The sequence below is a fragment of the Micromonospora sp. CPCC 206061 genome, from assembly GCF_036906915.1.
Taxonomy (GTDB): Bacteria; Actinomycetota; Actinomycetes; order Mycobacteriales; family Micromonosporaceae; genus Phytohabitans.
Genome location: NZ_JBAKHX010000003.1, coordinates 199080 through 222012, shown reverse-complemented (window position 1 = coordinate 222012; position 22933 = coordinate 199080). Strand labels below are relative to the sequence as shown.

Below are 22933 nucleotides of genomic sequence, written 5' to 3'. Positions count from 1 at the left end.
ACCATCGTAATACTGCAACCACGGATCCGGACCACGCACCTTCAACGGATTCGTAAACGTGCGGTTGGACGGCGGGGGGGTCGTGGGTGGCGCGCTGGTCGGTGGTGGCGTCGTCGGCGCCGCGGTCGTCGGGGCGGGGGTGGCCGTGCCGTTACAGGTCACGCCGTTGAGCGCGAAGCTTGTGGGCGCCGGGTTGGTGCCGGCCCACGAGGCGTTGAAGCCCATACCGGCGGTCGCGTTCGTGCCGAGCGCCCCGTTCCAGCTGGCGTTGGTGACGCGCACCTGGGCGCCGCTCTGCGTGAAGGTGCCGTTCCAGCCTTGGCTGATCTGCTGCCCGGCGGTGAACGACCAGGTGAGCGTCCAGCTGCTGAGCGGGTCGCCGAGGTTGGTCAGGTTTACGTTGCCGGTGAAGCCGCTGGGCCACTGCGAGCCCACCGAGTAGGTCACCGAACAACCCGCCGCGGCGGCCTGCGCCGTGACAGCGGTGAGGCCGCCCCCGACGCCGACCAGCACTACCGTGGTCGCGGCGAGGAGGGCGCGAGAGCGCCTGATGCGCATGTCTAGCTCCCGAGGTCAAGAAGGGGCGAACTGTCGCGAAGACGGTCGCCCGGGAGCCGACTTCCGGATCAACATAGCCAATCACATAGATCGATGCAAGCTATGAGATCAACGCTTCCGCCTCGTCCGCCGGCACCGGCTCGGAAAACAGGTGCCCCTGGCCGTACGCGCAGCCCAGGCGCAACAGGTGCACCCGTTGCGCCTCGGTCTCGACGCTCTCGGCGATGAGCTGCATCCCCAGGTTGCCGCCCATGAGCACGATGGTCTGCACCAGCGCACTGCTCTTCGCGTCGACGCCGAGCCGGCCCACGAACGACCGGTCGATCTTGAGGGCGTCGATGGGCAGCCGGTGCAGGGCCTCCAGCGACGAGTATCCGGTGCCGAAGTCGTCGATGTGCAGCTCGCACCCGAGGTCGTGCAGATCCTCCAGCATCTTCTTGGCCAGCGCCACGTTGTTCATGATCACGCCTTCGGTGATCTCAAACGCAAGGTTGCGGGGGTGCAGGCCGGCGTGCCGCAGTGCCCGCTCGACATCGTCAACCAGGCCGCCATGCCAGAACTGCCGGTTCGACACGTTGAGGCTGACCCGCAGGTCGTCGCGGCCCGGCGTGCGCTGCCATGCGGCGAGCCGCCGGCACGCCTCCCCGATCGTCCACCGGCCGATCGGGATCACCAGGCCGCTCTCCTCGGCAACGCCCAGGAACGCGTCCGGCAGTATCAGCCCGCGCACCGGGTGTCGCCACCGGATCAGGGCTTCGAAGGCGCGGGTGCGGCCGCTGCCCAGCTGCACGATCGGCTGGTAGTACACCTCCAGCTCGCCCTGGTAGATCGCCTGGCGCAGCTCGGTCTCGATCTGGAGCCGGGTCACCGCCTTGGCGCGCATCGCCACGTCGAAGAGCGCGTGGGAGCCCTTGCGCTGCGACTTCGACCAGTACATGGCGATGTCGGCGTCGCGCACGAGGTCTTCCGCCTCGACGTACCGGTCGCCGCCCAGCACGATGCCGATGCTGGCGGTCACCACGACGTCTTGCCCCTGGAGGCGGAACGGCGGCGCCAGCGCGGCGTGCAGACGCTCGGCGACCTGCACTGGCGTGTACGGCTCGGACACCCCGTCCATCAGGATGAGGAACTCGTCGCCGCCGAACCGCGCCGCAGTGTCGCCCTCCCGCAGGGTGTCCGCGATCCGGCGCGCCACCTGGATCAGCATGCGGTCGCCGGCGGTGTGCCCGAGGCTGTCGTTGACCACCTTGAAACCGTCGAGGTCGACGAAGAGCACCGCGAAGTCGCGCCCGCGCTGCCGCATGGCATCCCGGAGGCGGTCGAGAAACAGGGTGCGGTTCGGCAAGCCGGTCAGGTGGTCGTACAACGCCGCGACCCGGAGCTGCTCCTCCTGCTGGCGCAGCGCCGCCAGTACGGTCTGGAAGTCCAGTGCCACGGTCAGCAGCGCCGCCCAGTGGTTGATCGGCTCGCGCCCCGTGCCGACCCGGGTCTCCACCGAGTCGACCACGGCCAGCAGCCCCCAGTCGCTGTCTTCGACCTTCACCGGCACCACGAAGGTCATCGCGTCCGGCGCCTCGCGGGCGGCCGCCAGCACTTCGGCGGGCGGGAAGCGGCTGATCGGCACGGAACGCGGCGGCTCGGCTGCCAGCGGGTCGCGGTAGAAGGAGCCGACCAGCTCCAGCTCCGGGTCTGGTGCGTCGCGGTCGCCCCACAGGCCGAGGCAGCCAGCGCGCGCCGAGGTCCGCGCGAGCCAGTGCAGATGCCGCGGGTCCTCCTCATGTCCGCGTAGCAGGTTCATGCTGACCTCGTACTGCCGACTGAGGGTCACCTGGAGGTGGGTGCGCTCCCGGTAGTACCCGCGACCCGCGGCTTCCAGCTCGTCGATCGGCGGCACCGGGCGGCTGCCGCGCGGGCACCCGCACGACTCCCGCACGATGAGCGTGGTCGGGACCAGGATTCGGTCGGGTGCCGACTCGCCGCGGAGCTGGGCGGCGAGCGTGGCGACGGCGGTTCGCCCGATCGTCTCGACCGGATGGTTGACCGTGGTGAGGCGGGGCAACGTGTACGCGGCGGCACGCAGGTCGTCGAAGCCAACGATCGCCTGATCATCAGGTACCCGATAGCCGGCGTTGGTCAGGACCCGCAGGAAGCCGACGGCGTTGGCGTCGGTCCCGAGGACCGTTGCCGTCGACGGCAGCCCGGTGGCGATCAAGGCCCGCGCGGCGCCTTCGCCACCACCCTCCTGGTTGTCCTCGGCGTGGAAGATCAGGCCCGGGTCGGGCACCAGCCCGTGTGCGCGCAGCGCCTCCACATAGGTCTCATACCGCTGCCGGACGTCCTTCGCGCCGAGGTAGCCAGCGAAAGCGATCCGCTCGTGGCCGTGGCCGACGAGATGGGCGACCGCGTCGCGGACCCCGGTGGTGTTGTCGGGCAGTACCACCGGGGAGCCGACCTGGGGTACCTCGTGGCTGATCGTGACCACCGGTTTGCCGGTGGCCCGGATCTTGGCCAGATAGCTGGGGGTCGCCGCGTTGATGATCACGATGAAGCCGGCGGCGTGGCCCCACGCGGCCGGGTGCCGGAGGTCGGGTGGCTGGCGCATCTCGAGCTGGTCGGTGCCCGCGTCGAGGGTTTGCAGCGCGACCACGGTCGCGCCCTCGTCAGCCGCCGCCCGGACGATGCCCTGGAGCAGCCCGCCGAAGTACCAGCCGCCGAGGAACGGCGACAGTACACCCAGCGCGAGATCGGCCGACACCTGCGAGGCTACGCCGAACTCCTGGTTGCCGTGGGGCAAATGACAATGACGATGGGGCCCGGCGCGACACGCCGGGCCCCATCTCAGCTGAAGCCTTGAATCAGCGAGCCCTTACAGGGGCGGGTACGCGTTCTGCATGAGCTGCGTGACCTGCGCCGGGAACCATGCACCCGAGATCGGGGCATTGTCGAGGGCGCCAGACAGGTTGTTGCCGTTGCGGTAGTTGCCGGTGTACGTCGGGTCGCACATCCGGTCGAAGCCCTTGCCCTCGGGGTTGTCGATCAGGCGGCTGGAGCCGTCGGACTCACCCGGGGGCTTGACCCACACGTAGGCGTCGATGCCGGAGGCCGGGGCAACGCGCGGACGCTCGCCGAGGCCGGCGCCGCTCTGGTTGCACCAGTTGCCCTTGTGGATGCGGCGGTCGATCCGGGAGCCATTGACCTGCTCGTCGATGGTGCCCGTGGTGCGCGGGCCGGTCGGCCGAGCCGAGCCGCCCCAACCGTTGCGGGAGGTGTCGATCAGCATGCCGATGTTCGACGGCATGCCCTGGGTCGTCAGCTCGGTGCGGAACGCCTGGGCGAACGACAGCTCGTCGTTGTAGCGGTTCCAGTCGATCCACTTGGACTGCCGGGTCTGGTCGTTCACCGTGATGTACGGCTCCTGCAGGGCCGAGTAGTTGGCCGTGTTGGTGATGAAGCCGTGCACGTTGTTGACGCTGCCGGACTGCCGGACGGTGTCGGCGATGAGCTGCGCGCTCGGGCGGAAGTTGTCGTCCCAGCCGATCCAGCCGTGGTGGGCGGCGTCGACATAGTTGTAGACGTTGCCGATCGCGCCGAGCTTCTGCAGGGCGTACGCGATGCCGGCCTGGTAGTTGCCGTTGGCCTTCATCGTGTTGCACTGCGCGGTCTCGCCGCCCCGCCCCGCCACGTTCGTGATCAGGTTCGGCAGCGAGTCGATCTCGATGATGTTGATGATCCGCAGGCTGGCGTACTTCGGGTCAGCCTGGATCGCCGCGATCGGGTCGATGTACTCGGTCCGGTAGCGACCGATCTCGGTCGCGCCGAGCTCACCGTTGGAGGCGAGCGCCGCGCAGTCACGACCGGGCAGGTTGTAGATCACGAACTGGATGTAGCTCGCACCCTGCCGCAGCGCGTCGTCGAGGTGCTCACGTACCCCGAACGCGCCGTTCGAGCTGCTGTTCGGCGTGCCGTTGATGGCCGCGATCCGGTCGATCCACACCGCGGTCGGGTTGTTGGCGATGCGGCTACCGCCGGAGACGCTGTTGGCCTTGGCCTGCCACTCCGTGTTCCGGTAGCCCTGGCCGCCCGAGTACGGGTTGTCGACCTTCTGGCCCGGGTTGGGCGGCGGGCTGGTCGTCGGGTTGGTGCCCGGCGTGGTCGGGTTGGTGCCCGGGGTCGTCGGGTTGGTACCCGGCGTCGTCGGGGTCACCGTGCCGGTGCACGCCACACCGTTGACGGAGAAGGCGGTCGGCACGGCGTTGGTGCCGGTGTGCGTGCCCGTGAACCCAGGGTTCACAGAGCCGCCGTTCGCCACGCTCCCGTTCCAGCTCTCGTTGCTGACGGTCACCTGGGTGCCGCTCTGGGCGAACCGGCCGTTCCAGCCCTGGCTCACGCGCTGCCCGTTCGCGAACGAGAAGGTCAGCGACCACGAGGTCCAAGCGTCGCCGACGTTGCGTACGGCGATGCTGCCCTGGAAGCCGTTGTTCCACTGGCTGGCGATCGTATAGGTGACGCTGCACCCAGTGGCGGCGCTCGCGGGCAGGGCCTGGATCACGGAGAGGCCGCCCAGGCCAACAGCGGCAACCGACGCGATCGCGAGGCTCCGCTTTCTGTTGCGACTCAAGACGAGTCTCATTCGTATTCTCCTACTTCGTCGCGCGTCGCCAGAGTGAGGCGCTCTGGCGTGGCGGACCGCGGGCTCAGAGGATGGTGGCGCCGCAGAACGCCGGAGGGGGGCGGCTCGCCTAGCCCGGAGCGGCGAGCAAAAGATCATTGCGGTCATCCGTGCGTACGGCTCTCGCCGATCCGCGTGCCCTGGTCAACCGCTCGCATCGGCTCCCCCGAATGCGTTAAGCGAGTCTTGCATGGGAGGGCTCCCACGCACAAGCAGAAGCCGAGGAAACGATATCCGGTTACCCGCATATATTGAGCTTCGTCACACTCTAGTTCCTCGATCGCACAGGCTGTGGCAGGGTCCTGGGCGGGTGCACCCTCATCGATGGCACACCTAACCTACGGGGGACAATCAGGTGCGTATCCGATCAGCCGTGACCGCGCTCGCGGTCGCGGCAGCCGCTGTACTCGTCCCGGCGTCCGCCTCGGCGGCACCGGCAGGGCCCGCAGGGCTTGTCGTGAAGAACGGCGCCACCCAGCCGGTCTTCTCGCTCGCCGCCGCCATCCAGGAGACCGTCTACATCACCGCGCCGATGGACAGCAACGGCGACGGGAGCAACGACCGCATCGCCGCCCGTCTCATCCGCCCCGAAGGCACCGCCAGCGGCCTCCAGGTAGCGTCGGTGATCCACGCCAGCCCGTACTTCGGGGTCAGCTCGCTGGCCCGCCAGCAGTCCGATCTCATCGTGCCGGCCCCGCACTTCAACACCTGGTTCGACGACTACTTCGTGCCGCGCGGGTACGCCGTCGTCGAGGTCGAGATGCAGGGCACCGCCGAGTCCGAAGGCTGCGCGACCACCGGCGGTCCCGAAGACACGATCAGCGCCAAGGCGGCCGTCGACTGGCTGGGCGGCCGCGCCACCGCCACGTACGCCGACGGCACCCCAGCGGTGGCGACGTGGAGCACCGGCTCGGCAGGCATGATCGGCGTCTCGTACGCCGGCACCCTGCCCATCGCGGTCGCCGAGACCGGCGTCGAGGGACTCGAAACCATCGTGCCGATCGCCGGCATCTCCAGCTGGTACGACTACGCCCGCGCCCACGGCATCGCGTACGGCGGCTTCAGCAGCCGGTACCCGCAGTCGCTGGCGCAGTACGTCTCGCACCCCACCGCGCTCAGCCAGTGCGCCAGCCGGTATCAGCAACTCGGCGACCAGGCCGACGACGCCACCGCCGACTTCAACGCGTTCTGGCAGGCCCGTGACTATCGTGACCAGGCCAGCCAGGTCGAGGCTTCCGTCTTCATGGTGCACGGGCAGCAGGACCGCAACACCAAGACCACCCACTTCGGCCGCTACTGGGACCAGCTGATCGCGAACGGCGTGCCGCGCAAGCTGTGGCTGCACGACGGCGGGCACAGCGACCCGTTCAGCTCCGACCTCGTCGCGCGCGACACCGTCGGCCGGTGGATGGACCACTGGCTCTACGACATCGACAACGGGATCATGAACGAGCCGCAGGCCACCATCAAGCGCCCCGACGGCACGACCAACACGTACGCCACGTGGCCGGGCGGCACCGAGACCAGCCTGTACTTCGGCGGCCCGGCCACCGGCGCCGCGGGCACCCTGCTCACCTCGCCCGCCTCGGGCGGCACCCAGTCGTTCACCGACGACCGCTTCCAGCTCGAGTACCCGATGACCACCGCGCCCGAGACCGCAAAGCCCGGCCGCCTCGTCTACCTGGCACCCGTGCTGACCGCGCCGAAGCGGCTCTCCGGCACCGGCCGAGTGCAGGTCACCTTCACGTCCACGTCGTCGAGCACCCCCTTGACGGCGATGCTGGTCCACTACACCAACGGCGCGCCGACGAGGGTCGTGACCCGAGGCGCCCTGGACACGAAGAACCGCACATCCCTGACGACCGCGTCCCCGCTGGTGCCTGGCACCCAGTACACAGCGACTATCACGCTGGAGCCCAAGGACTACATCTTCCCGACGGGTTCGAGAATCGGCGTGGTCGTCGTAGCGAACCACAACGAATACCTGGCGCCAGACCCGGCCGCGGGCGGCGTGACAGTCTCCCTGGCGCCCAGCCGGGCTCTACTGCCCCTGATCTAGCCGGGAACTTGCCGAGTTGTGGCGCCATACGTGCCACAACTCGGCAAGTTTTTCTCAGGCGCGGCGGGCGCGGGTGGAGACGAACGAGTAGGACATCGCCGCGAACGCCTCGTCACGGGCCAGTGCGCGGAAGGTGCGGAGCTGGTCCGGGGAGATTCCGGCTGCCAGCAGTCTTGGCTCTAGCTGGCGGGAGTTGTTGTCGTACAGCGACATGGCCAGAGAGCCACCCGTCCAGCTCTCGACGTGCACCGTGGTGTCGATGTCGGTCAGACCGGCCTGCGCCATCTCGCCGTGCACGTCCTGCGCCCACGCCAGGTCGGCGCCCCGGTCGCGGAGCACGCCGAACAGCGCGTCCATCACCTCCTGGAAGAGCTTCGCCGAGTCGTCGCTCGGCGCGATCAGCACTCGGGGCGCCGCCGTGCAGTCGAACTCCTCCACCACCAGCCAGCCGCCGGGCGCCAGCGCGCTCGCCATCTGCGCAAGGACCCGCCGCCGCTCGGGCAGGTGCAGCAGCAGGAGCCGGGCGTGGATGACGTCGAACGGTCCACCGGGCGGCGGGGTTTCGCGGGCGTCGTGCCGCAGTATCGACAGGTTGTCGTCGGGCACGAGGTGCAGCGGGTCGATGTCGGTGGCGACGACGTGCCCGACGGGGCCAACCGCGCGCGCCATGAAGTAGGCCACCGATCCGCCACCCGCGCCGGCCTCCCAGCACCGGGCACCCGGGCGAAGCACGAGCCGGCGCGCCGTGATCGGGTCCAGGAAGGACTCCAGCGCGCGCAGTTGGTTGTCGGCTTCAGGCGAACGGTTGCTGAACGCGTATCCGGGCATGGTGTTACCTCCGCTGGGCGATGCTGAGCAGGGCTTCGATGGGTGCGGGGTCGGCGCGTACGCCGTCCGCGGGCTCGTCAGCGACCAGGCGGCCGTAGTCCAGGACGGCGATCCGGTCGGCGAGCTGTACCGCGTGGTGGAGCTGCTGTTCGACGAGCAGCACGGTCATGCCGTCGGCGGCCAGGCCGGCGACGACCTCCCGTACCCGGTCCGCCACCTCGCCGGCCAGCCCTTCGCATGGTTCGTCGAGCAGCAACAGGCGCGGCTGGGTGAGCAGGGCTCGGGCGATGGCGAGCATCTGCTGCTCGCCGCCGGAGAGCTGGTTGCCACGGTGCCGCAGTCGCTGCGCCAGCCGGGGCATGAGATCCAGCACCCTCTCTACTGTCCATATAGGACTTCTGAAGAGACCGGTGACTAGCGACAGGTGCTCCGTCACCGTCAGGCTCGCGAAAACGCGCCGGCCCTGAGGGACCAGACCGACGCCGGCGCGGGCGATCCGGTGCGCTGGCCTGCCGGCGAGATCGACGCCCGACACCTCGACGGTGCCCGAGTACGGGCGCAGCAGGCCGGCGATCGCGTGCACGAGCGTGGTCTTGCCGGCGCCGTTGCGCCCGATGATCGCCTGGACCCGCCCCGCGCCGACGCACAGGTCGACGTCGTGCAGGACGGTCCCGCCGCCATATCCGGCGCTGAGGCGGCTTATCCGCAGCACTCAGCTCACCGCCTCGGCGTACGCGCTCCGGACCACCGAAGAGGTGCGGATCTCGTCGGGGGTACCGGTGAGGACGCGCCGGCCGTCGCGTAACACGGTGACCCGGTCGGCGAAGGCGTAGACCAGATCGAGCCGGTGCTCGACGAGCAGCACGGTCACGGTGCGCGACAGGTCATCGAGCACCGCACTGAGCTGCGCGAACTCGACCGCGGACAGGCCCGCCGCCGGCTCGTCCAGCAGCAGCAGCCGAGGCCGGCCGGCCAGCGCCATGGCGATCTCCAGTTGCCTGCGCTGGCCGTGTGAAAGCTGGGCGGCGGCCACGTCGGGGAGCGCGAGGGAGGTCAGGAGCTCACGGGCCGCCGGCAGCGTGCGGCGGAACCCGCCGCGGCGCCGCGCACCGGCCACCGCAATGTTGTCCAATGTGGATAGGGAAGGCCAGATGGCAGGCCGTTGGTGGATGCGGCCGACCCCGAGCCGGGCTCGTCGCGCCGGCCCGAGCCGGGTGATGTCGCGCCCGGCGACCCGGATCCGCCCGCCGTCCGGGCGCGTCGCGCCGGCCACGAGGTCGAGCAGCGTCGTCTTGCCCGCACCGTTCGGTCCGATGAGCGCGTGCCGCTCCCCCTCACCGATCCGCAGGTCGATCCGGTCCAACGCGACCAGCGACCCGTACCCGCGAGACAGGGCCTCGACGTCGAGCAGAGCTCTCATGCGACCACGCGCCGCAGCCTGAAACGGAACCGTGGCAGCACATATGCGGCCGTTATGAAGAGCGCGCCGAGCAGGAGCGGCCCGCGCCCGGGCAGCAGGCCGGAGAGCCAGTCGCGGGCCGCCAGCACGACAGCGGTGCCGGCGATGGCGCCGACTACCGAGCCGGCCCCGCCGATCACCACACCGAGCAGCAGCAGCGCCGCGACATCGAAACCGAAGTCGGCCGGTGACAGGTACTGCTGCGTGGTGACCAGCAGCGAGCCCGCCACCCCCGCGATCGCCCCGGCCGCGACGTACGCGATGGCCAGGTACGCGCCCACCGGGTGCCCGCTGGCCCGCATCCGGGCCTCATCGTCGCGGCAGCCGCGCAGGTACATGCCGGAGGGCCCGCGCAGCAGCAGAACCACCGCACACAGCACGATCCCGACCACGGCCAGCGCGTACAGGTACCGCGCCCGGTCGGTGTCGAGGACCGGCAGTCCCCACAGTGGGCGGGGCGACGGCATGCCCGCGAGCCCGTCGGTGCCGCCGGTCACCGACCGCCACCGGCTGGCGGCGGTCACCACGAGTTCGCCGATCGCCAGCGTGATCATGAGTACGACCACGCCACGGGCGTACACGACGAGCGGCACCGTGAGCGCCGCGAAGGCCGCGCCGACCGACGCACCCATCAACAGTTGCGTGACGCCCACCGACGAGGAGTGCAGCGCGAGCGTCGCCGCCGCGTACGCGCCGGCCGCGAACGGCGCGGTCTGCCCGAGCGTGGGCAGGCCGGCGACGCCGGTCAGCAGCGCCACGCTCACCGCCACGAGGCCGAGCACGAGGATGCGGGCCAGCGTCGCCGTGGTGTAGGGGTCGGCGAGCCACGGCGCCGCGACGGCCGCCAGCAGCGCTGGCGCGATCAGCCATCTCATGCCGGGCTCCATCGCCGGATCAGCCCGTGGGAGCGAGCCGCGAGAACGGCCGCCATCGCCGCGAAGAGCAGGAACGGCGCGGCGGTCGGCGCCAGGGCGACGCCCAGCGTCTGGATCTCACCGACCGCGAGCGCGGCCAGGAGAGTGCCGGCGACCGAGCTGCGCCCGCTGTGCCCGCCGAGCACGACGACCACGAGCGAGAGCAGCAGCACGGTGGCGGCGGTGCCCGGCCCCGGACCAATGATCGGGGCGCCGAGCACGCCGGCGGTGCCCGCGAGCGCGCCGGACGCGGCCAGCACGCCGAGGCGTACCCGCGCTGGGCTCACGCCGAGACAGGCCACCATGTCGGGGTCGTCGAGCGCGGCCCGCACGAGCATGCCGGCCCGGGTGCGGGTCACCACCGCGTGCAGCGCCAGCGCGAGCGCCGCCGCCACCGCGATGAACACCAGGCGGTACCCGGCGTAGGCGTGCCCGGCCAGGTCGACCGGGCGGTCCACAGTGGCCGGTACCCGCACCGGAAGGTTCTCCGCCCCGAACGCCATGACCAGCACGCTCCCGCCCGCGAGCGCCACCCCGAACGTGAGCAGCGCCTGCGTCAGGTGGTCACCGCGGGGTACCGGCGCGAGCATGCCGGACAGCGCGGCACCACCGGCGGTCGTCGCGGCGACCCCCGCGACGAGAGCCAGCAGCAACGCCAGCCAGCTCCCGTCGCTCAGGGTCGCCGCGACGTAGGCACCGATCGCGTACAGCGTGCCGTGCGCGAGGTTGAGGATGCCGGCCACCCCGAAGGAGAGCACCAGCCCCGCCGCCACGACGAACAGCAACAGTCCATACGCGACACCGTCGAGCGCCGGAATCAGGTAGGCATCAACCCGATTCATTTGCCTACCGTTGCGAGGTCCGTCACGACCATGTTGGACAGTGCCCGCCCGTCCTGCCGGACCTGGCGCAGGTACCACTTCTGCACCGGCGAGTGCGTGGACTTGGAGAACTGCCAGGCGCCGCGCGGGCTGTCGATCTGCCCGAGCTGGCCGATCGCCCTGTTGATCGACTCGGGCGTCGGGTTGTCACCGGCCGCGCCGATCGCCTTGTCCAGCACGGCCGCCGCGTCGTACGACGCCATCGCGTACGTGGTGGGTGGAGCGTCGTGGTTCTCCTTCCAGGCCGCCACGAACGAGCGGTTTTCCGCGTTGTCGAGGTCGGGCGAGTAGTTGAGCACCGAGAAGATGCCCCGTGCCGCCGGGCCCTGCGCGTTGAGCACGCCGCCCTCGGTCAGGAAGCCCGCCGCGTACAGCGGAAGGTCCTTGATCTCGGACTGGGAGTACTGCTTCACGAAGTCGATCGCGGCGGTGCCGGCGTAGAAGGTGTAGACCGCCTTGGCGCCGGACGCCTTTATCTGCGCGAAGTACGGCGTGAAGTTGGTCGTCGTCGGGAACGGCGTGAACCGGGTCTTGCCGTCCGCGTTCGCCAGCGTGCCGCCGGCCTTGGTGAACGCCTCGGTGAAGCCCTTCAGCTGGTCGTGCCCGCCCTGGTAGTCCGGCCCGATCGCGTACACCGAGCCGTCGACGTGGTCACGCACGTACTGCGCCACCGAGGCGCCTGTCTCCTGCGACAGGTACGAGGTGTGCCAGACCCGGGACACGTCCTTGAACGCCGGCCGGGCGTTCGCACCGATGAACGGGATCTTCGCCTCGGTCAGCACCGGGTACACGCCAGCGGCCGAACCGCCGCCGACGATGCCGGTCAGCACGGACACCCGGTCCTGCTTGACGAGTTTGGTCGCGGCGGGCACCGCGGTCGGTGGCCCGTCGCCCTCGTCGGCCACGACCAGCTCGATCGGGTGGCCGCCCAGCTTTCCGCCGTGGGTTCGCAGATAGAGCTGGAAGCCGTCGCGCATGTCGGTGCCGATCGCTTGGTACGTGCCGGAAAGCGACGCCAGCAGGCCGACCTTGATCGTCCCGGGCGATCCTTCCGGTTCACCGCCACACCCCGCGGCGGCAACCGTCACACCGAGCGCTAGCAAGCCGGCCAGAACCTTGCTGCGATACATCGTTCTCCCTCTACCTGAGTGCTCCTCGAGACGCTGGGGTCAGCGCCTCGCCGATCCGATTCGCCAGCTCCGTCATCTCGTACGAGACCTTTCCGACGTCGCACGTCGGGGTCGCCAGTACGAGCAGTGAGGCGCCGTCGTTGAAGGACATCGAGAACATGAAGCCGCCCTCGAGTTGGGTCACATTCGAGATCACCGTGCCCGCGTCGAAGAACGCCGCCGCGCCGCGCAGCAGGCTGACCAGGCCGCTGCCGGTCGCCGCGAGCTGGTCGGCGCGGTCCGCCGGCAGGTCGCGGGTGGCGGCGACCATGAGGCCGTCGGCGGAGATGGCGATCGCGTGGCTGACGTCGGGTGCCCGCTCGGCGAAGCTGTCCAGCATCCAGCCGAGATCTCCGTAATTGGTGATCACTTTCGTTCTCCAGTCTTCGCATCCGTTGCGGGGTTGCTGCTCATGGCCACCGGGCGGCGCGCGGCCACGCCACGGGCGTACGCCGACATCGCCGCGGCGACCTGTGCGGGGTCGCGCTGCTCGGAGCGGTCGTCCCGGTCTGCGGGCACGGTGATGCCACCGGGTACGAGGTGGCGCTGCGGCTGCCGGATCGGCAGGCCCGACGGCGTCTTCGCCTCGACCTGCGGCGTCAGCGCCTCGCTGGCGGCGCGCCAGCCTTCGTCGCCGGGCGTTTCCCAACTGCTGGAGCGATACGTGGTGGGCGCGGCGGCCTCGGGTTTCGGCTCCGGGGCGGGCTCGGGCGCCGGTTCAGCCGGGTAAGGCTGAGAGTGGCCGTTGTCGTTGCCGTTGCCGTTCGTCTCCGTCGTACTCCCGGCGCGGAACCAGCTGTTCACCTGTTCGAAGATGAGCAACTCCTCGGTCTGGTCGTTTTCTCGGCGGGGCGGAGGGCGGCGGGAGGGCGGCGGGCCTCCATACCCACCGCCCCCGCCTGGGGCCGGGGCCGGCGCCGCGGGTACCGGAGCGGAGAGCGTCACCGGCGGCGACACCGGTATCGGCAGCGTGGAGCCCGACTGGAATATCGGCGCGACCGGCAGCGCCCGCTCGGCGCCGCGGCTGCGGTACGCCGCCGTCCGGGGCAGGTCGACGGGCGGCGGCCCAGCGGCGGGCAGCTGCGCCTCCGGCGATACCGGACGGATGATCGCGCCGGGCAGTGAGACCTCGGCGATCGTGCCGAGCTTCGGGGCGGGACGCAGCTCGACCGAGGCGCCGAGGCGGTTGGCGAGCTGCCCGACCACGACCAGGCCCATCGCCCGGATAGCGGCAACGTCGATGGCCGGCGGGTGGGCCACCAGCTCGTTGAGCTGCGCGAGCCGTGCCGGTGGCAGGCCGACGCCCTCGTCGCTGATCTGCACGATGACCCGGTCGCCGAGCCCGCGCGCCGTGACCCAGGTGTCGCTGTCGGGCGGGGCGTAGCTGGTGGCGTTGTCCATGAGCTCGGCGAGCAGGTGCACGACCTCGTCGACCGCGTCCGGCATCACGGCCACGTCGCCGTCGACGACGCCGAGCCGGATGCGGGTGTAGTTCTCGATCTGCGACATCGCCGCCTGCAACACCATTGGCAGCGGCACGTCATCGCGGCGTACCCGGCCGACGCCGACCCCGCCCAGCACCAGGAGGCTGGCGTTGATCCGCGCCATCCGGGTCGCCAGGTGGTCCAATGTGTACAGTTGCTGCAACCGCTCCGGGTCGGTCTCGTCCTTCTCGACGGTGTCGACCTGTGCCAGTACCGCGTCGACCAGCCGCTGCTCGCGGCGGCTGAGGTGGATGAAGATGTCGGCGGTGTTGGCACGCATGACGGCCTGCTCGGCCGCGGTGCGTACGGCGGCCCGGTGCACCGCGCTGAACGCCTGGCCCACCTCACCGATCTCGTCCTTGCTGAAACGCTCCAGCGGGGCGACCTGCATCGCCAGCGCCTCCGGGTGTACGGCCGCGCGGTCCGCGCTGCGCAGCTCGGCCACCAGATGGGGCAGTTCGTTGAACGCCACGGTGTTCGCCGCGTCCCGCAGCCGCCGCAGGCGGCGGGTGATCTGGCGGGCGACCGCCCACGTCACCACGAGCGTCAGCAGGAGCGCGACCAGCATCGCGACGCCTTCGAGGACCGCGCGCTGCCGCTGGTCGACGCGGGCGGCCTCGATGTCGACCCGCACCGCCGCGTCGACCCGCTGTTGCACCTCGTACAGGCGGCGCGCGTGCGCCTGGGTCGCGGTGATCCACTGGCCGGCGTCCAGCGTCAGCTCGTCACCGGCCCGGGCCCGCGACACCTCGTCCTGGAGGCGTTGCAGCGCAAGGATCTCCTCACCGCTGCCCGCCTGCTCCCACCAGACCCTCCACTGTGGCCGGGCGAGGCCCAGGAACGTGAGGCTCGACTCGGTGAAGCTGGTGCGCGACGCGGTGATGTCCTGCTGGAGCGCGGGTGTGAGCTGCCCGGCGGCGAGCGCCCGCATGACGGCGACCTGCTGCTGGCCGATCGCCTCACCGGCCTTGGCGAGCGCGGCGGCGGCACGGATGTCGTCGGCGATCTCGGTCGACGCCACGCCCTGCGACGTGGCCTCGCGGTACGCCAGCAGGTCGGCGATGACGATGCGATAGCTGAACGTCATCGCGGAGACCGAGGCGTTGGCGGCCGTGCGGACCTGCGCGCGCAGCGGTGCGAGGCCCGACAGCGACGTGTCGATCCGGTCCAGGACGGTGGCCGTGCCAGGCGACACCGAGGGGACCAGGGCACGCTGCCGCCGGTACTGGGCGACGGCTTCGTCGCTCGCGGCGGTCTGCTCCGCGAAGGCGCTCTCCTGGCGCGGCGTGCCGTTGGTGAGCAGGTCGGCCGCGGAGACGCGTTCGCGCTGGAGCTGGTACGCGAGCGCGCCAGCGTCGGTCGCCAGGTCGGAGAGGACGCCAAGGTCGCTGGCACGGTCTGCCTGCCGGACGCTCGCGGCGAGCGCGAACCCGGCGAAGCCCACCACCGCGACCAGTGGAGCGATCACGATGATGCGCAGCCGAGAGGCGATTTTCCAGCCTCTCAGGCGGGTTGGATACTGATGATCCGCATGGGCTTGACTGGCAGACACCAAGGCCGGCTCCCACGTGTCGTCAACATTGATCAAGCTGACTGTGTGGGTGAGCCGTCCGATCTTGTCGCACAAAAAGTGCGATGATCGCGACTGCGGGTGGCGGCAGCCGTACCCAGCGCTATGCGGCGAGAACCTCCTCTTCCCCGGTGGCGCGCGCGCCGACGGGGTCGACGATGACGGGCAGTGCCCGATGCGCGCGGAAAGCGACATTGGGCCTGTAGGAGCGAGCGTGACCGGGTGCCAGCCGGAGCCCGGGCACCGCCGCGGCGAGCCGGGTCAGCGCGGTCTGCGCCTCCAGCCGGGCCAGCGCGGCACCGATGCAGAAGTGCGGGCCGTACCCGAACGACACGTGGTCGCGCACGTCGGCGCGGTGCGGGTCGAACCGGTCCGGCTCGGCGAACACGGCTGGGTCGCGGTTGGCCGCGCCGATCATCAGCAGGCAGCGCGAGCCCGCCGGGATCATCACGCCACCGATCGTGACGTCGCGGCTCGTCATGCGCAGCCAGCCGTCGATAGCCGGTCCAAATCGGAGGGTCTCCTCGACGTACCCGGGCACGGTCGACGGGTCGGCGACCAGGCCATCCCACCGGCTCGGGATCGAGAGCGCGTAGTCGAGGCAGTGTGCGAGCAGCCCGGACGTGGTCTCGTGGCCGGCGACCAGCAGGTTGAACGCCAGGCTCGCCACCTCGGACTCGGTCAGCACGCTGTCGTCGCCGTCGCGGTACCGCAGCGCCCGGCTGATGTAGTCGGTGCCGAGAAGTTCACTGTGGTTGACCTTGGCCACCAGATCCTGGCAGTACCGCCAGAAGTCCAGCAGGCCCTGCGCGAGCCGCACCTGCTCGTCAGGGCTCGGCTGGCCCCAGACCAGCGCGATCTGCCCGTCGGACCAGCGCTTGATCTGCGCGATGTCGTGCTCGGGGACACCGAGAATGTCGAGCACCACGAGCAGCGGCAGCTCCGCCGAGAACTCCGGGATGAGGTCGACCACCGCGCCTCGCCTGCCAGCGATCCGCGACACCAGCTCGTCGACCCGCCGCCGCACGATCGGGCCGAACTGTTCGTCGACCCGCGCCGCCGTGTTCGGGAACGTGGCCCGCAACGCGCGGCGAGTGCGCGGATGGGTGGGTGGATCGGCGGCCGCCGTAGTGGGCGGCGCGTCGATTTTCATGACGATAGCCAACGCTTCCGGACACATCTCGTAAACCGGTGCGAGAGTCAACGCGTTCTGGAAGGCGTCATTGTCGCCCAGGGCATTTCGGACGTCGGCGTGCCGGCTGATCAGCCACAGGTTGAGATCTTCGGCGTAATGCACCCGATCCGTGTCGCCCAGCAGCGCACGCCAAATCGCCGCCGGATGGACCAGGTAGGCGCCAGAGAACGGTTTGAGCTCCACGGGTTGCCTCCGGGATTTCTACGTTGAGGCAACCCGCGCCAGCCCGTCAAGCCATTCTGATGTGCCATTGTTTTTTCATTACGTGCAATTTGCAGATGGCATTTTCGTATCCGCAAACTAAGCCGCGAGAAGCGTCTTGCCGACCGTCGAACGCGACTCTATCGCGGCGTGGGCGCCGGCCGCCGATCCAGTGCGAAACGCTGCCCGATCACCTTCGGACAAGAACCTTCGACGGACTCCCCTCCCCTCCTCTCGATCAAGGGCAAACGCACGCGGTCCGATCTCCAAACCGCGTGCGTTTGCCCTTGATCCATGCAGGTCTCCCTGATCGGCGGCCGCAGGGATCACGGCCGTGGCCGGAGGCGTGGGGCGATACGGCTGCGCGGAGGCCCGGATCGTCCTGGCCAACGTTTGAGAACGACGCCCGGCGGTCATGTTCCTGCGCATGGCTGATGTGCGACTCACGGCCTCCCGCGTGGAGGGCAGTAGGTCCCTGGAGGTGCTCGCTCGTGCCGGTTTCATCGGGTACGGGGTGGTGCACCTGCTCTTCGCTTGGATGATCGTGCAGATCGCCGTGGGACGCCCAGCCGACGAGGGCGACCAGACCGGCGCGCTGCGAACCCTGGCCGAGCAGCCGCTCGGCCGGTTCCTCGTGGCCGCCGTCGCGATCGGCCTGCTGGCCATGGCCATCTGGCAACTGCTGGAGGCGGCGATCGGGCACCGGGAGGACCGGGGCAACGAACGCACCTTGGAGCGCCTCGCCTCCGCCGGCCGCACCTTGGTGTACGGGTACTTCGCCTGGGCCGGGTACAAGGTGTTCACGAACGCCGATTCGTCCAGCGCGGACAAGCAGCAAGCGTTCACCTCCGACCTGATGTCGTCGAGCGGCGGGCGGTGGCTGGTGGCGCTGATCGGCATCGCGCTGGCGGCACTCGGCGCGGGCCTGGTCTGGTACGGGGTGGTCAAGCGTTTCGAGAAGCACCTGCGCACGGAGCGGATGAGCCACACGGCGAGGACGCTCGCGCGCCGGCTCGGCGTCACGGGCTACACCGCAAAGGGCGTCGCGTACGGCATCGCCGGCCTGCTCTTCGTGGTGGCGGCCGCGACCTACGACCCGAACAAGGCGCGTGGCCTGGACGCCGCGCTGCAGACCCTGGGGCAGCAGTCGTACGGGACGCTGCTGCTGATCGTGGTCGCGCTGGGCGTGGCGGCGTTCGGGGCGTTCTGCTTCGTGCAGGCGCGGTGGCGCAAGGTTTAGCCAGAGATCACTTGACCTCAACCTTGGTTGAGGTTCCACGCTGGACGCCATGAAGGTAGCTGCGTTTTTTCAACCGGGTGGTCCGGAGGTACTACAGCTCGCGGAGTTCGACACCCCGGAGGCCGGTACGGGTCAGGTGAGGGTGCGGGTGAAGGCGGCGGGCGTCCAGCCGTACGACGCCGCGGTGCGGGCCGGCTGGGTGCCGCCGGGCAAGGGACCGGAGCTGCCGAAGGTGCCGGGCAACGAGTTCGCCGGCGTGGTGGACCAGGTCGGCGCGGGCGTCACCGGCGTCGCGATCGGTGACGAGGTGCTCGGCTTCGGCCAGCTCGACGCGTACGCGGAGTACATCGTCGTGCCGGCCGACCAGGTGACCGCCAAGCCGGCCGCGATGCCCTGGGAGGTTGCGGGCGGGTTCACCGCCGGCGCGCAGACAGCTCACATCGCCCTCCAGGAGCTGGGTGTGGGCGCGGGCGACACGCTGCTGGTGCATGGTGCCGCGGGAGCGGTCGGCACGGTGGCGGTGCAGCTGGCCGTCCTGTGGGGCGCGACGGTCATCGGCACCGCCCGCGAGGAGAACCACGAGTACCTGCGGTCGCTCGGCGCCATCCCGGTCACATACGGGGACGGCCTGCTGGAGCGCGTCCGCGCGCTCGCGCCCGACGGGGTGACGGCGGCGCTGGACGGGGCCGGTGGTGACGCGCTGACCGTCTCGCTCGCCCTGGTGGCCGACCGGAAGCGAATCCTCACGCTCGTCGAGCATGATAAGGCGGAGGAGTTGGGCATCCGCGTCACCCCGTGGGGCCGCTCCCAGGCCCGCCTAGCCGAGCTGGCTGGCCTGTACGCCAGCGGCGACCTGCGCATCCACGTGCGCGCCACCTACCCCTTGGAACGCGCCGCGGACGCCCACCGCGAGATCGAGACCGGCCACGGCGCCGGCAAGCTCGTAGTGACCGTGCCATAGCAACGCGCCGGCCACGCCCCCTTCCCCCCGATCAAGGGCAAACGCACGTGGTTGGATCTCCGATCCACGTGCGTTTGCCCTTGATCGATGCGATCCTCCTTGATCGGCCGCTACATCTCGCTGCCGGCGGAGAACATCACCGGGCGTACCTCGATGCCGAGGCCCTCGATCTTCGAGTCGGGGATCATGCCGGCCAGCTCGACTGCGCGCTCCTTGGTCTCGCAGTCGACCAGGTAGTACCCGCCGAAGTACTCCTTCGACTCGGCGAAAGGCCCATCGGTCACCACCTGCTCGCCGCCCTTGGACCGGACCACGACGCTGTTCGCCGGATCGGCCAGAGCGTTCGTGCTGATCATCTCGCCCGACTCCCGGATCGTGCGCATGAACTCCTCGTGGCCGCTGCCGATCGCGTTCCGCTCGTCCTCGGACAGTGCCGCCAGGACGCTGGGGTTGATGTTCATGATCAACAGGTACTTCACGCTGCTCACTCCCTGTTTCGCGACGCCCCCGGCGGGCGCATTCACAGATGGGTCGGAGCCCGCTCCCGATTCTCGACATCCCTCCACAGACATCAGGAGTCAACCTCTGCCGCGCTGGGTCATGGAGCTGACTCGGACGGCGTGAGGCGGGCGGCTCGGGCGTTCAGGTAGCGCTGGCGGGGCAGGCTGGTCGTGCGGCGGGACGCCGTCAGGTAGGCCTCGCGGGCGGCCTCCTCGTCGCCGGCCATCTCCAGCAGGTGCGCACGCACGGCGTACATACGGTGGTCGGACGCGAGTCGGTCGTCGGCCGCGAGCTTGTCGAGCAGCGTAAGGCCGGCCTCCGGGCCGCGCGTCATGGCCACCGCGACCGCGTGGTTCAGCGCCACCATGGGGTTGTCGGAAAGGTCCAGCAGCACCTCGTACAGGGCCACGATCTGCGGCCAGTCGGTCGTCTCGGCGGTCGGTGCCTCGTCGTGCAGCGCCGCGATGGCCGCCTGGACCTGGTACTGGCCGGCGGGCCCCTTCGCTAGAGCCTCGCTGACCAGGGCCACTCCCTCGGCGATCTGCTCGGCGTTCCAGCGGCCGCGGTCCTGCTCGGCCATCGGGATCAGCTCGCCAGCGGGACCGGTGCGGGCCAGACGCCGGGCGTCGGTGAGCAGCATGAGCGCGAGCAACCCCGTGACCTCGGCATCGTCGGGCAGCAGCCAGTGCACGATCCGGGTCAGCCGGATCGCCTCCGCCGACAGCTCCACCCGGTGCAGGCGCGGGCCGCTCGTGCTCGCGTAGCCCTCATTGAAGATCAGGTAGAGCGCGTGCAGCACGGCGGCGAGCCGGTCGCCGCGCTCGGCCGCTGGCGGCAGGCCGAACGGGATGCCACTCTCCTTGATCGACTGCTTCGCCCGGGTGATCCGGCGCGTCATCGTGCCCTCCGGCACCATGAACGCGCGGGCGATCTCACCGGTGGTCAGGCCGCCGACCGCCCGCAGCGTCAGCGCGATCTGCGACGCTGGCGACAGCGCCGGGTGGCAGCACATGAACAGCAGCACGAGCGTGTCGTCGGCGTCCGCGGTGTGGTAGTCGGCGAGCGGCAGTTCCCGGTACCAGACCTCCTCCTCGCGGCGGCGCCTGGCCTGCTCGGCGCGGAGCAGGTCGGTGAGGCGCCGAGCGGATACGGTGATCAGCCAGGCGCGCGGATTGGCGGGTACGCCATCCGCGGCCCATTGGGTCGCGGCGGCGAGCATCGCCTCCTGCACCGCGTCCTCAGCGAGGTCGAAGTGGCCGTACCGGCGCACCACCGCGCCGAGAGCCCGCGGCGCCAACTCGCGCAGCAGTCCCTCGACGCGGTCACCGGTCATGCGCCGCCTCCCGCAGCCGCCACCAAGCGCAGGGAGCGCAGCGACCGAAGCGACTGGCGGCTACAGGGAGGCTTCCAGGCGCATGACCCGCGCGAGCGAAGGCGAGCGCCAGTTGGACCGGCCATGTCTTTAGCTCTCGATGTCGCCTGGGCCGTCGTCGATCGGCCGCACGTCGACATACCAGGAGCTCATGTCGATGCCGGCCGGCGCGGGGCACAGCGTGATCTGGGCGGCCAGCTCGGTGGCGCGGTCGAAGCTGGGGCACTCGACCACGTTGTAGCCGGCCAGCACCTCCTGGGTCTCGGCGTACGGCCCGTCGGTCACCACCGGCACGCCGTCCTTTACCCCGGTGATGCGCCGGGTGTGTACGGGCGCGGACAGCCCGTGCGCGTCGACGAACTCGCCCGACTCGATCAGCGCCTGGTTCCACTTCCCCATGTACTCGTGCATGGCCGCCACGTCTTCCGGCTGCCACGCCGGCGAGTCGGGGCTGCCCTTGCCCGCCATGGCGTCGTAGTCGCGCTGGGACGCGTACAGCATGATCATGTACTTCATGGTGGCTCCTCTCGGCGGCGCCCGTGCGGCGCCTTCACCCGAGACGTCGGCGCGGCCGTCCCGGTCCGGACATGAGCCGCCGCCGGATCGCGAAGAAAATCCTAAGCCGGCGTCCTCCCGGCGGTCGCGGATCAAGGACATTCGCATCGATCAAGGGCAAACGCACGTGGATCGGAGATCAAACCACGTGCGTTCGCCCTTGATCGACGGAAAGACCGTTGATCGACGACCGCCGGGAGGAGGAGGTCAGCTCTCGGTGCGGGCGCGGAGGTCGGCCTCCTTGGCGCGCAGCTCAGGGGTCAGCTCGGGGCCGAAGTCGTCGATCTCGAAGACCTGCCGGATCTCGATCTCCGACGCCTCGTTGTCCGGGTTCGGCACCCGCTTGACCCACTCGATCGCCTCGTCGAGCGACTTCACCTGGATCAGCCAGTACCCCGCGATCAGCTCCTTCGTCTCGGTGAACGGCCCGTCGATCACCGTCGGCTGGCCCGCGCCGAAGCGGACCCGGGCCCCCTTCGAGCTGGGGTGCAGCCCCTCACCGGCGAGCATGACCCCGGCGTTGACCAGCTCTTCGTTGTACTTCGTCATCGCGGTCAGCAGCTCCTCGCTCGGCATTTCGCCGGCCTCGGACTGCGCGTTGGCCTTGATCAGAACCATGAAACGCATCGCGGTGTCTCCTTAGGGTGTTCGGGTTACGTCCTACCAACGCGTCGACCGGGAGACGGCCGGATCGACAACTCACCGAAAAAATTCTGCGGACCACCTGTCGTCCAACTTTTCCACCCGCACGGGAGCGAGCCCGCCGGCCGCGAACGAGTCGATCTCGGCTGGGGTGAGCGGCCACGGCGGCGCCGGTGGCGTGCCGGATTCGGCCGCCGCTACCACGAGCAGCCGGCCGCCGGGTGCCACGAACTCGCGCACGCTCGCGATCGCCGCCGGGTGCAGGTCTGGCGGCAGCGACTGCACGGTCATGCTCTCGACGACCAGGTCGTACGCGTGGCGCCAGTCGGCGGGCGGCCGCAACAGATCGGCCACCACGTACCGGACAGGGGACCCGGGGTACCGCTCCTGGGCGGCCTTCACGGCGCTCGGCGCGATGTCGAACGCCACCGTGTCGTACCCGAAGCCGGCCACGTACTCGGCGTCCCGGCCGAAGCCGCAGCCGACGACCAGCGCGCGGAGCCCGTGCCCGGCGGGCGCCTGCTTCTCGCCCCAGCGCACCAGCAGGCTGTGCGGCGCGCTTCGATCCCAAGGGACCTCGCCAGTGCCGTACAGCGGCTCGAACCAGCCGGTCGGGTCGCCCGCGGCCAGCGACTTCGCGGCCAGCTCCCGGGCCACCTCGTCCGGATCGGTCAT

Annotated in this window: 20 protein-coding genes; 3 read left to right on the top strand and 17 right to left on the bottom strand. The window is 70.2% G+C overall.

The window, feature by feature from the left end; genetic code table 11:
* The 3 genes from V6V89_RS04295 to V6V89_RS04285 all read right to left on the bottom strand — a co-directional run.
* Nucleotides 1-558: cellulose-binding domain-containing protein (locus V6V89_RS04295; protein ID WP_334617597.1), on the bottom strand; the 558-nt coding region annotated here is incomplete at its 3' end.
* A gap of 100 nt (nucleotides 559-658) precedes the next feature.
* Nucleotides 659-3313, bottom strand: a complete 2655-nt coding sequence (locus V6V89_RS04290) for an EAL domain-containing protein (protein ID WP_334617596.1) — start codon at nucleotides 3311-3313, stop codon at nucleotides 659-661.
* A gap of 111 nt (nucleotides 3314-3424) precedes the next feature.
* A complete protein-coding gene (locus V6V89_RS04285; protein WP_442935059.1) occupies nucleotides 3425-5176 on the bottom strand; it encodes a glycoside hydrolase family 6 protein in 1752 nt (583 codons plus the stop codon).
* A 406-nt stretch (nucleotides 5177-5582) separates the two neighbouring features.
* On the opposite strand from V6V89_RS04285, the gene V6V89_RS04280 reads away from it, so the two are divergent.
* Nucleotides 5583-7286, top strand: coding sequence for a CocE/NonD family hydrolase (locus V6V89_RS04280; RefSeq protein ID WP_334617594.1), 1704 nt, complete (start codon nucleotides 5583-5585; stop codon nucleotides 7284-7286).
* Between the two features lie 54 nt (nucleotides 7287-7340).
* Here V6V89_RS04280 and V6V89_RS04275 read toward each other — a convergent pair whose 3' ends face one another.
* The 9 genes from V6V89_RS04275 to V6V89_RS04235 form a co-directional block, all read right to left on the bottom strand.
* Complete coding sequence (locus V6V89_RS04275) at nucleotides 7341-8114, bottom strand: methyltransferase domain-containing protein (RefSeq protein WP_334617593.1); 774 nt, start codon at nucleotides 8112-8114, stop codon at nucleotides 7341-7343.
* 4 nt (nucleotides 8115-8118) lie between these two features.
* Complete coding sequence (locus V6V89_RS04270) at nucleotides 8119-8826, bottom strand: ABC transporter ATP-binding protein (protein ID WP_334617592.1); 708 nt, start codon at nucleotides 8824-8826, stop codon at nucleotides 8119-8121.
* Nucleotides 8827-9534 carry an ABC transporter ATP-binding protein gene (locus V6V89_RS04265; protein WP_334617591.1) on the bottom strand — a complete coding sequence of 236 codons (708 nt, stop codon included), beginning with the start codon at nucleotides 9532-9534 and terminating at the stop codon, nucleotides 8827-8829.
* Complete coding sequence (locus V6V89_RS04260) at nucleotides 9531-10448, bottom strand: branched-chain amino acid ABC transporter permease (protein WP_334617590.1); 918 nt, start codon at nucleotides 10446-10448, stop codon at nucleotides 9531-9533. Before V6V89_RS04260 ends, V6V89_RS04265 begins: the two co-directional genes overlap by 4 nt.
* Nucleotides 10445-11329, bottom strand: a complete 885-nt coding sequence (locus V6V89_RS04255; protein ID WP_334617589.1) for a branched-chain amino acid ABC transporter permease — start codon at nucleotides 11327-11329, stop codon at nucleotides 10445-10447. Before V6V89_RS04255 ends, V6V89_RS04260 begins: the two co-directional genes overlap by 4 nt.
* Nucleotides 11326-12498, bottom strand: a complete 1173-nt coding sequence (locus V6V89_RS04250; RefSeq protein ID WP_334617588.1) for an ABC transporter substrate-binding protein — start codon at nucleotides 12496-12498, stop codon at nucleotides 11326-11328. The genes V6V89_RS04255 and V6V89_RS04250 overlap by 4 nt, the downstream gene beginning before the upstream one ends.
* A gap of 10 nt (nucleotides 12499-12508) precedes the next feature.
* Nucleotides 12509-12904: a roadblock/LC7 domain-containing protein gene (locus tag V6V89_RS04245; protein WP_334617611.1), complete on the bottom strand. Its 396-nt coding sequence runs from the start codon at nucleotides 12902-12904 to the stop codon at nucleotides 12509-12511.
* A complete protein-coding gene (locus V6V89_RS04240) occupies nucleotides 12904-15489 on the bottom strand; it encodes a sensor histidine kinase (RefSeq protein WP_334617587.1) in 2586 nt (861 codons plus the stop codon). The genes V6V89_RS04245 and V6V89_RS04240 overlap by 1 nt, the downstream gene beginning before the upstream one ends.
* 205 nt (nucleotides 15490-15694) lie before the next feature.
* On the bottom strand, nucleotides 15695-16969 hold the full coding sequence (locus V6V89_RS04235) for a cytochrome P450 (RefSeq protein ID WP_334617586.1): 1275 nt from the start codon (nucleotides 16967-16969) through the stop codon (nucleotides 15695-15697).
* A 445-nt stretch (nucleotides 16970-17414) separates the two neighbouring features.
* Between V6V89_RS04235 and V6V89_RS04230 the strand changes: the two genes are divergently transcribed.
* Complete coding sequence (locus tag V6V89_RS04230) at nucleotides 17415-18227, top strand: DUF1206 domain-containing protein (RefSeq protein WP_334617585.1); 813 nt, start codon at nucleotides 17415-17417, stop codon at nucleotides 18225-18227.
* Between the two features lie 49 nt (nucleotides 18228-18276).
* Entirely contained in the window at nucleotides 18277-19188 is a 912-nt protein-coding gene (locus V6V89_RS04225; protein WP_334617584.1) for an NADP-dependent oxidoreductase, read from the top strand.
* 110 nt (nucleotides 19189-19298) lie between these two features.
* Here V6V89_RS04225 and V6V89_RS04220 read toward each other — a convergent pair whose 3' ends face one another.
* The 5 genes from V6V89_RS04220 to V6V89_RS04200 form a co-directional block, all read right to left on the bottom strand.
* Nucleotides 19299-19667 carry a YciI family protein gene (locus tag V6V89_RS04220; protein ID WP_334617583.1) on the bottom strand — a complete coding sequence of 123 codons (369 nt, stop codon included), beginning with the start codon at nucleotides 19665-19667 and terminating at the stop codon, nucleotides 19299-19301.
* A gap of 119 nt (nucleotides 19668-19786) precedes the next feature.
* Nucleotides 19787-21022 carry an RNA polymerase sigma factor gene (locus V6V89_RS04215; RefSeq protein ID WP_334617582.1) on the bottom strand — a complete coding sequence of 412 codons (1236 nt, stop codon included), beginning with the start codon at nucleotides 21020-21022 and terminating at the stop codon, nucleotides 19787-19789.
* Nucleotides 21023-21151: 129 nt separating this feature from the next.
* Nucleotides 21152-21577 carry a YciI family protein gene (locus V6V89_RS04210; protein WP_334617581.1) on the bottom strand — a complete coding sequence of 142 codons (426 nt, stop codon included), beginning with the start codon at nucleotides 21575-21577 and terminating at the stop codon, nucleotides 21152-21154.
* Between the two features lie 246 nt (nucleotides 21578-21823).
* Nucleotides 21824-22243, bottom strand: a complete 420-nt coding sequence (locus V6V89_RS04205) for a YciI family protein (protein WP_334617580.1) — start codon at nucleotides 22241-22243, stop codon at nucleotides 21824-21826.
* 72 nt (nucleotides 22244-22315) lie between these two features.
* Nucleotides 22316-22933 carry a class I SAM-dependent methyltransferase gene (locus V6V89_RS04200; RefSeq protein ID WP_334617579.1) on the bottom strand — a complete coding sequence of 206 codons (618 nt, stop codon included), beginning with the start codon at nucleotides 22931-22933 and terminating at the stop codon, nucleotides 22316-22318.

Coding starts and splice junctions, on each gene's coding strand:
- V6V89_RS04265 (WP_334617591.1), bottom strand. CDS start 9,534: ATGAGAGCTCTGCTCGACGTCGAGGCCCTGTCTCGCGGGTACGGGTCG.
- V6V89_RS04215 (WP_334617582.1), bottom strand. CDS start 21,022: ATGACCGGTGACCGCGTCGAGGGACTGCTGCGCGAGTTGGCGCCGCGG.
- V6V89_RS04230 (WP_334617585.1), top strand. CDS start 17,415: ATGGCTGATGTGCGACTCACGGCCTCCCGCGTGGAGGGCAGTAGGTCC.
- V6V89_RS04255 (WP_334617589.1), bottom strand. CDS start 11,329: ATGAATCGGGTTGATGCCTACCTGATTCCGGCGCTCGACGGTGTCGCG.
- V6V89_RS04250 (WP_334617588.1), bottom strand. CDS start 12,498: ATGTATCGCAGCAAGGTTCTGGCCGGCTTGCTAGCGCTCGGTGTGACG.
- V6V89_RS04260 (WP_334617590.1), bottom strand. CDS start 10,448: ATGAGATGGCTGATCGCGCCAGCGCTGCTGGCGGCCGTCGCGGCGCCG.
- V6V89_RS04205 (WP_334617580.1), bottom strand. CDS start 22,243: ATGCGTTTCATGGTTCTGATCAAGGCCAACGCGCAGTCCGAGGCCGGC.
- V6V89_RS04275 (WP_334617593.1), bottom strand. CDS start 8,114: ATGCCCGGATACGCGTTCAGCAACCGTTCGCCTGAAGCCGACAACCAA.
- V6V89_RS04225 (WP_334617584.1), top strand. CDS start 18,277: ATGAAGGTAGCTGCGTTTTTTCAACCGGGTGGTCCGGAGGTACTACAG.
- V6V89_RS04210 (WP_334617581.1), bottom strand. CDS start 21,577: ATGAAGTACATGATCATGCTGTACGCGTCCCAGCGCGACTACGACGCC.
- V6V89_RS04200 (WP_334617579.1), bottom strand. CDS start 22,933: ATGACCGATCCGGACGAGGTGGCCCGGGAGCTGGCCGCGAAGTCGCTG.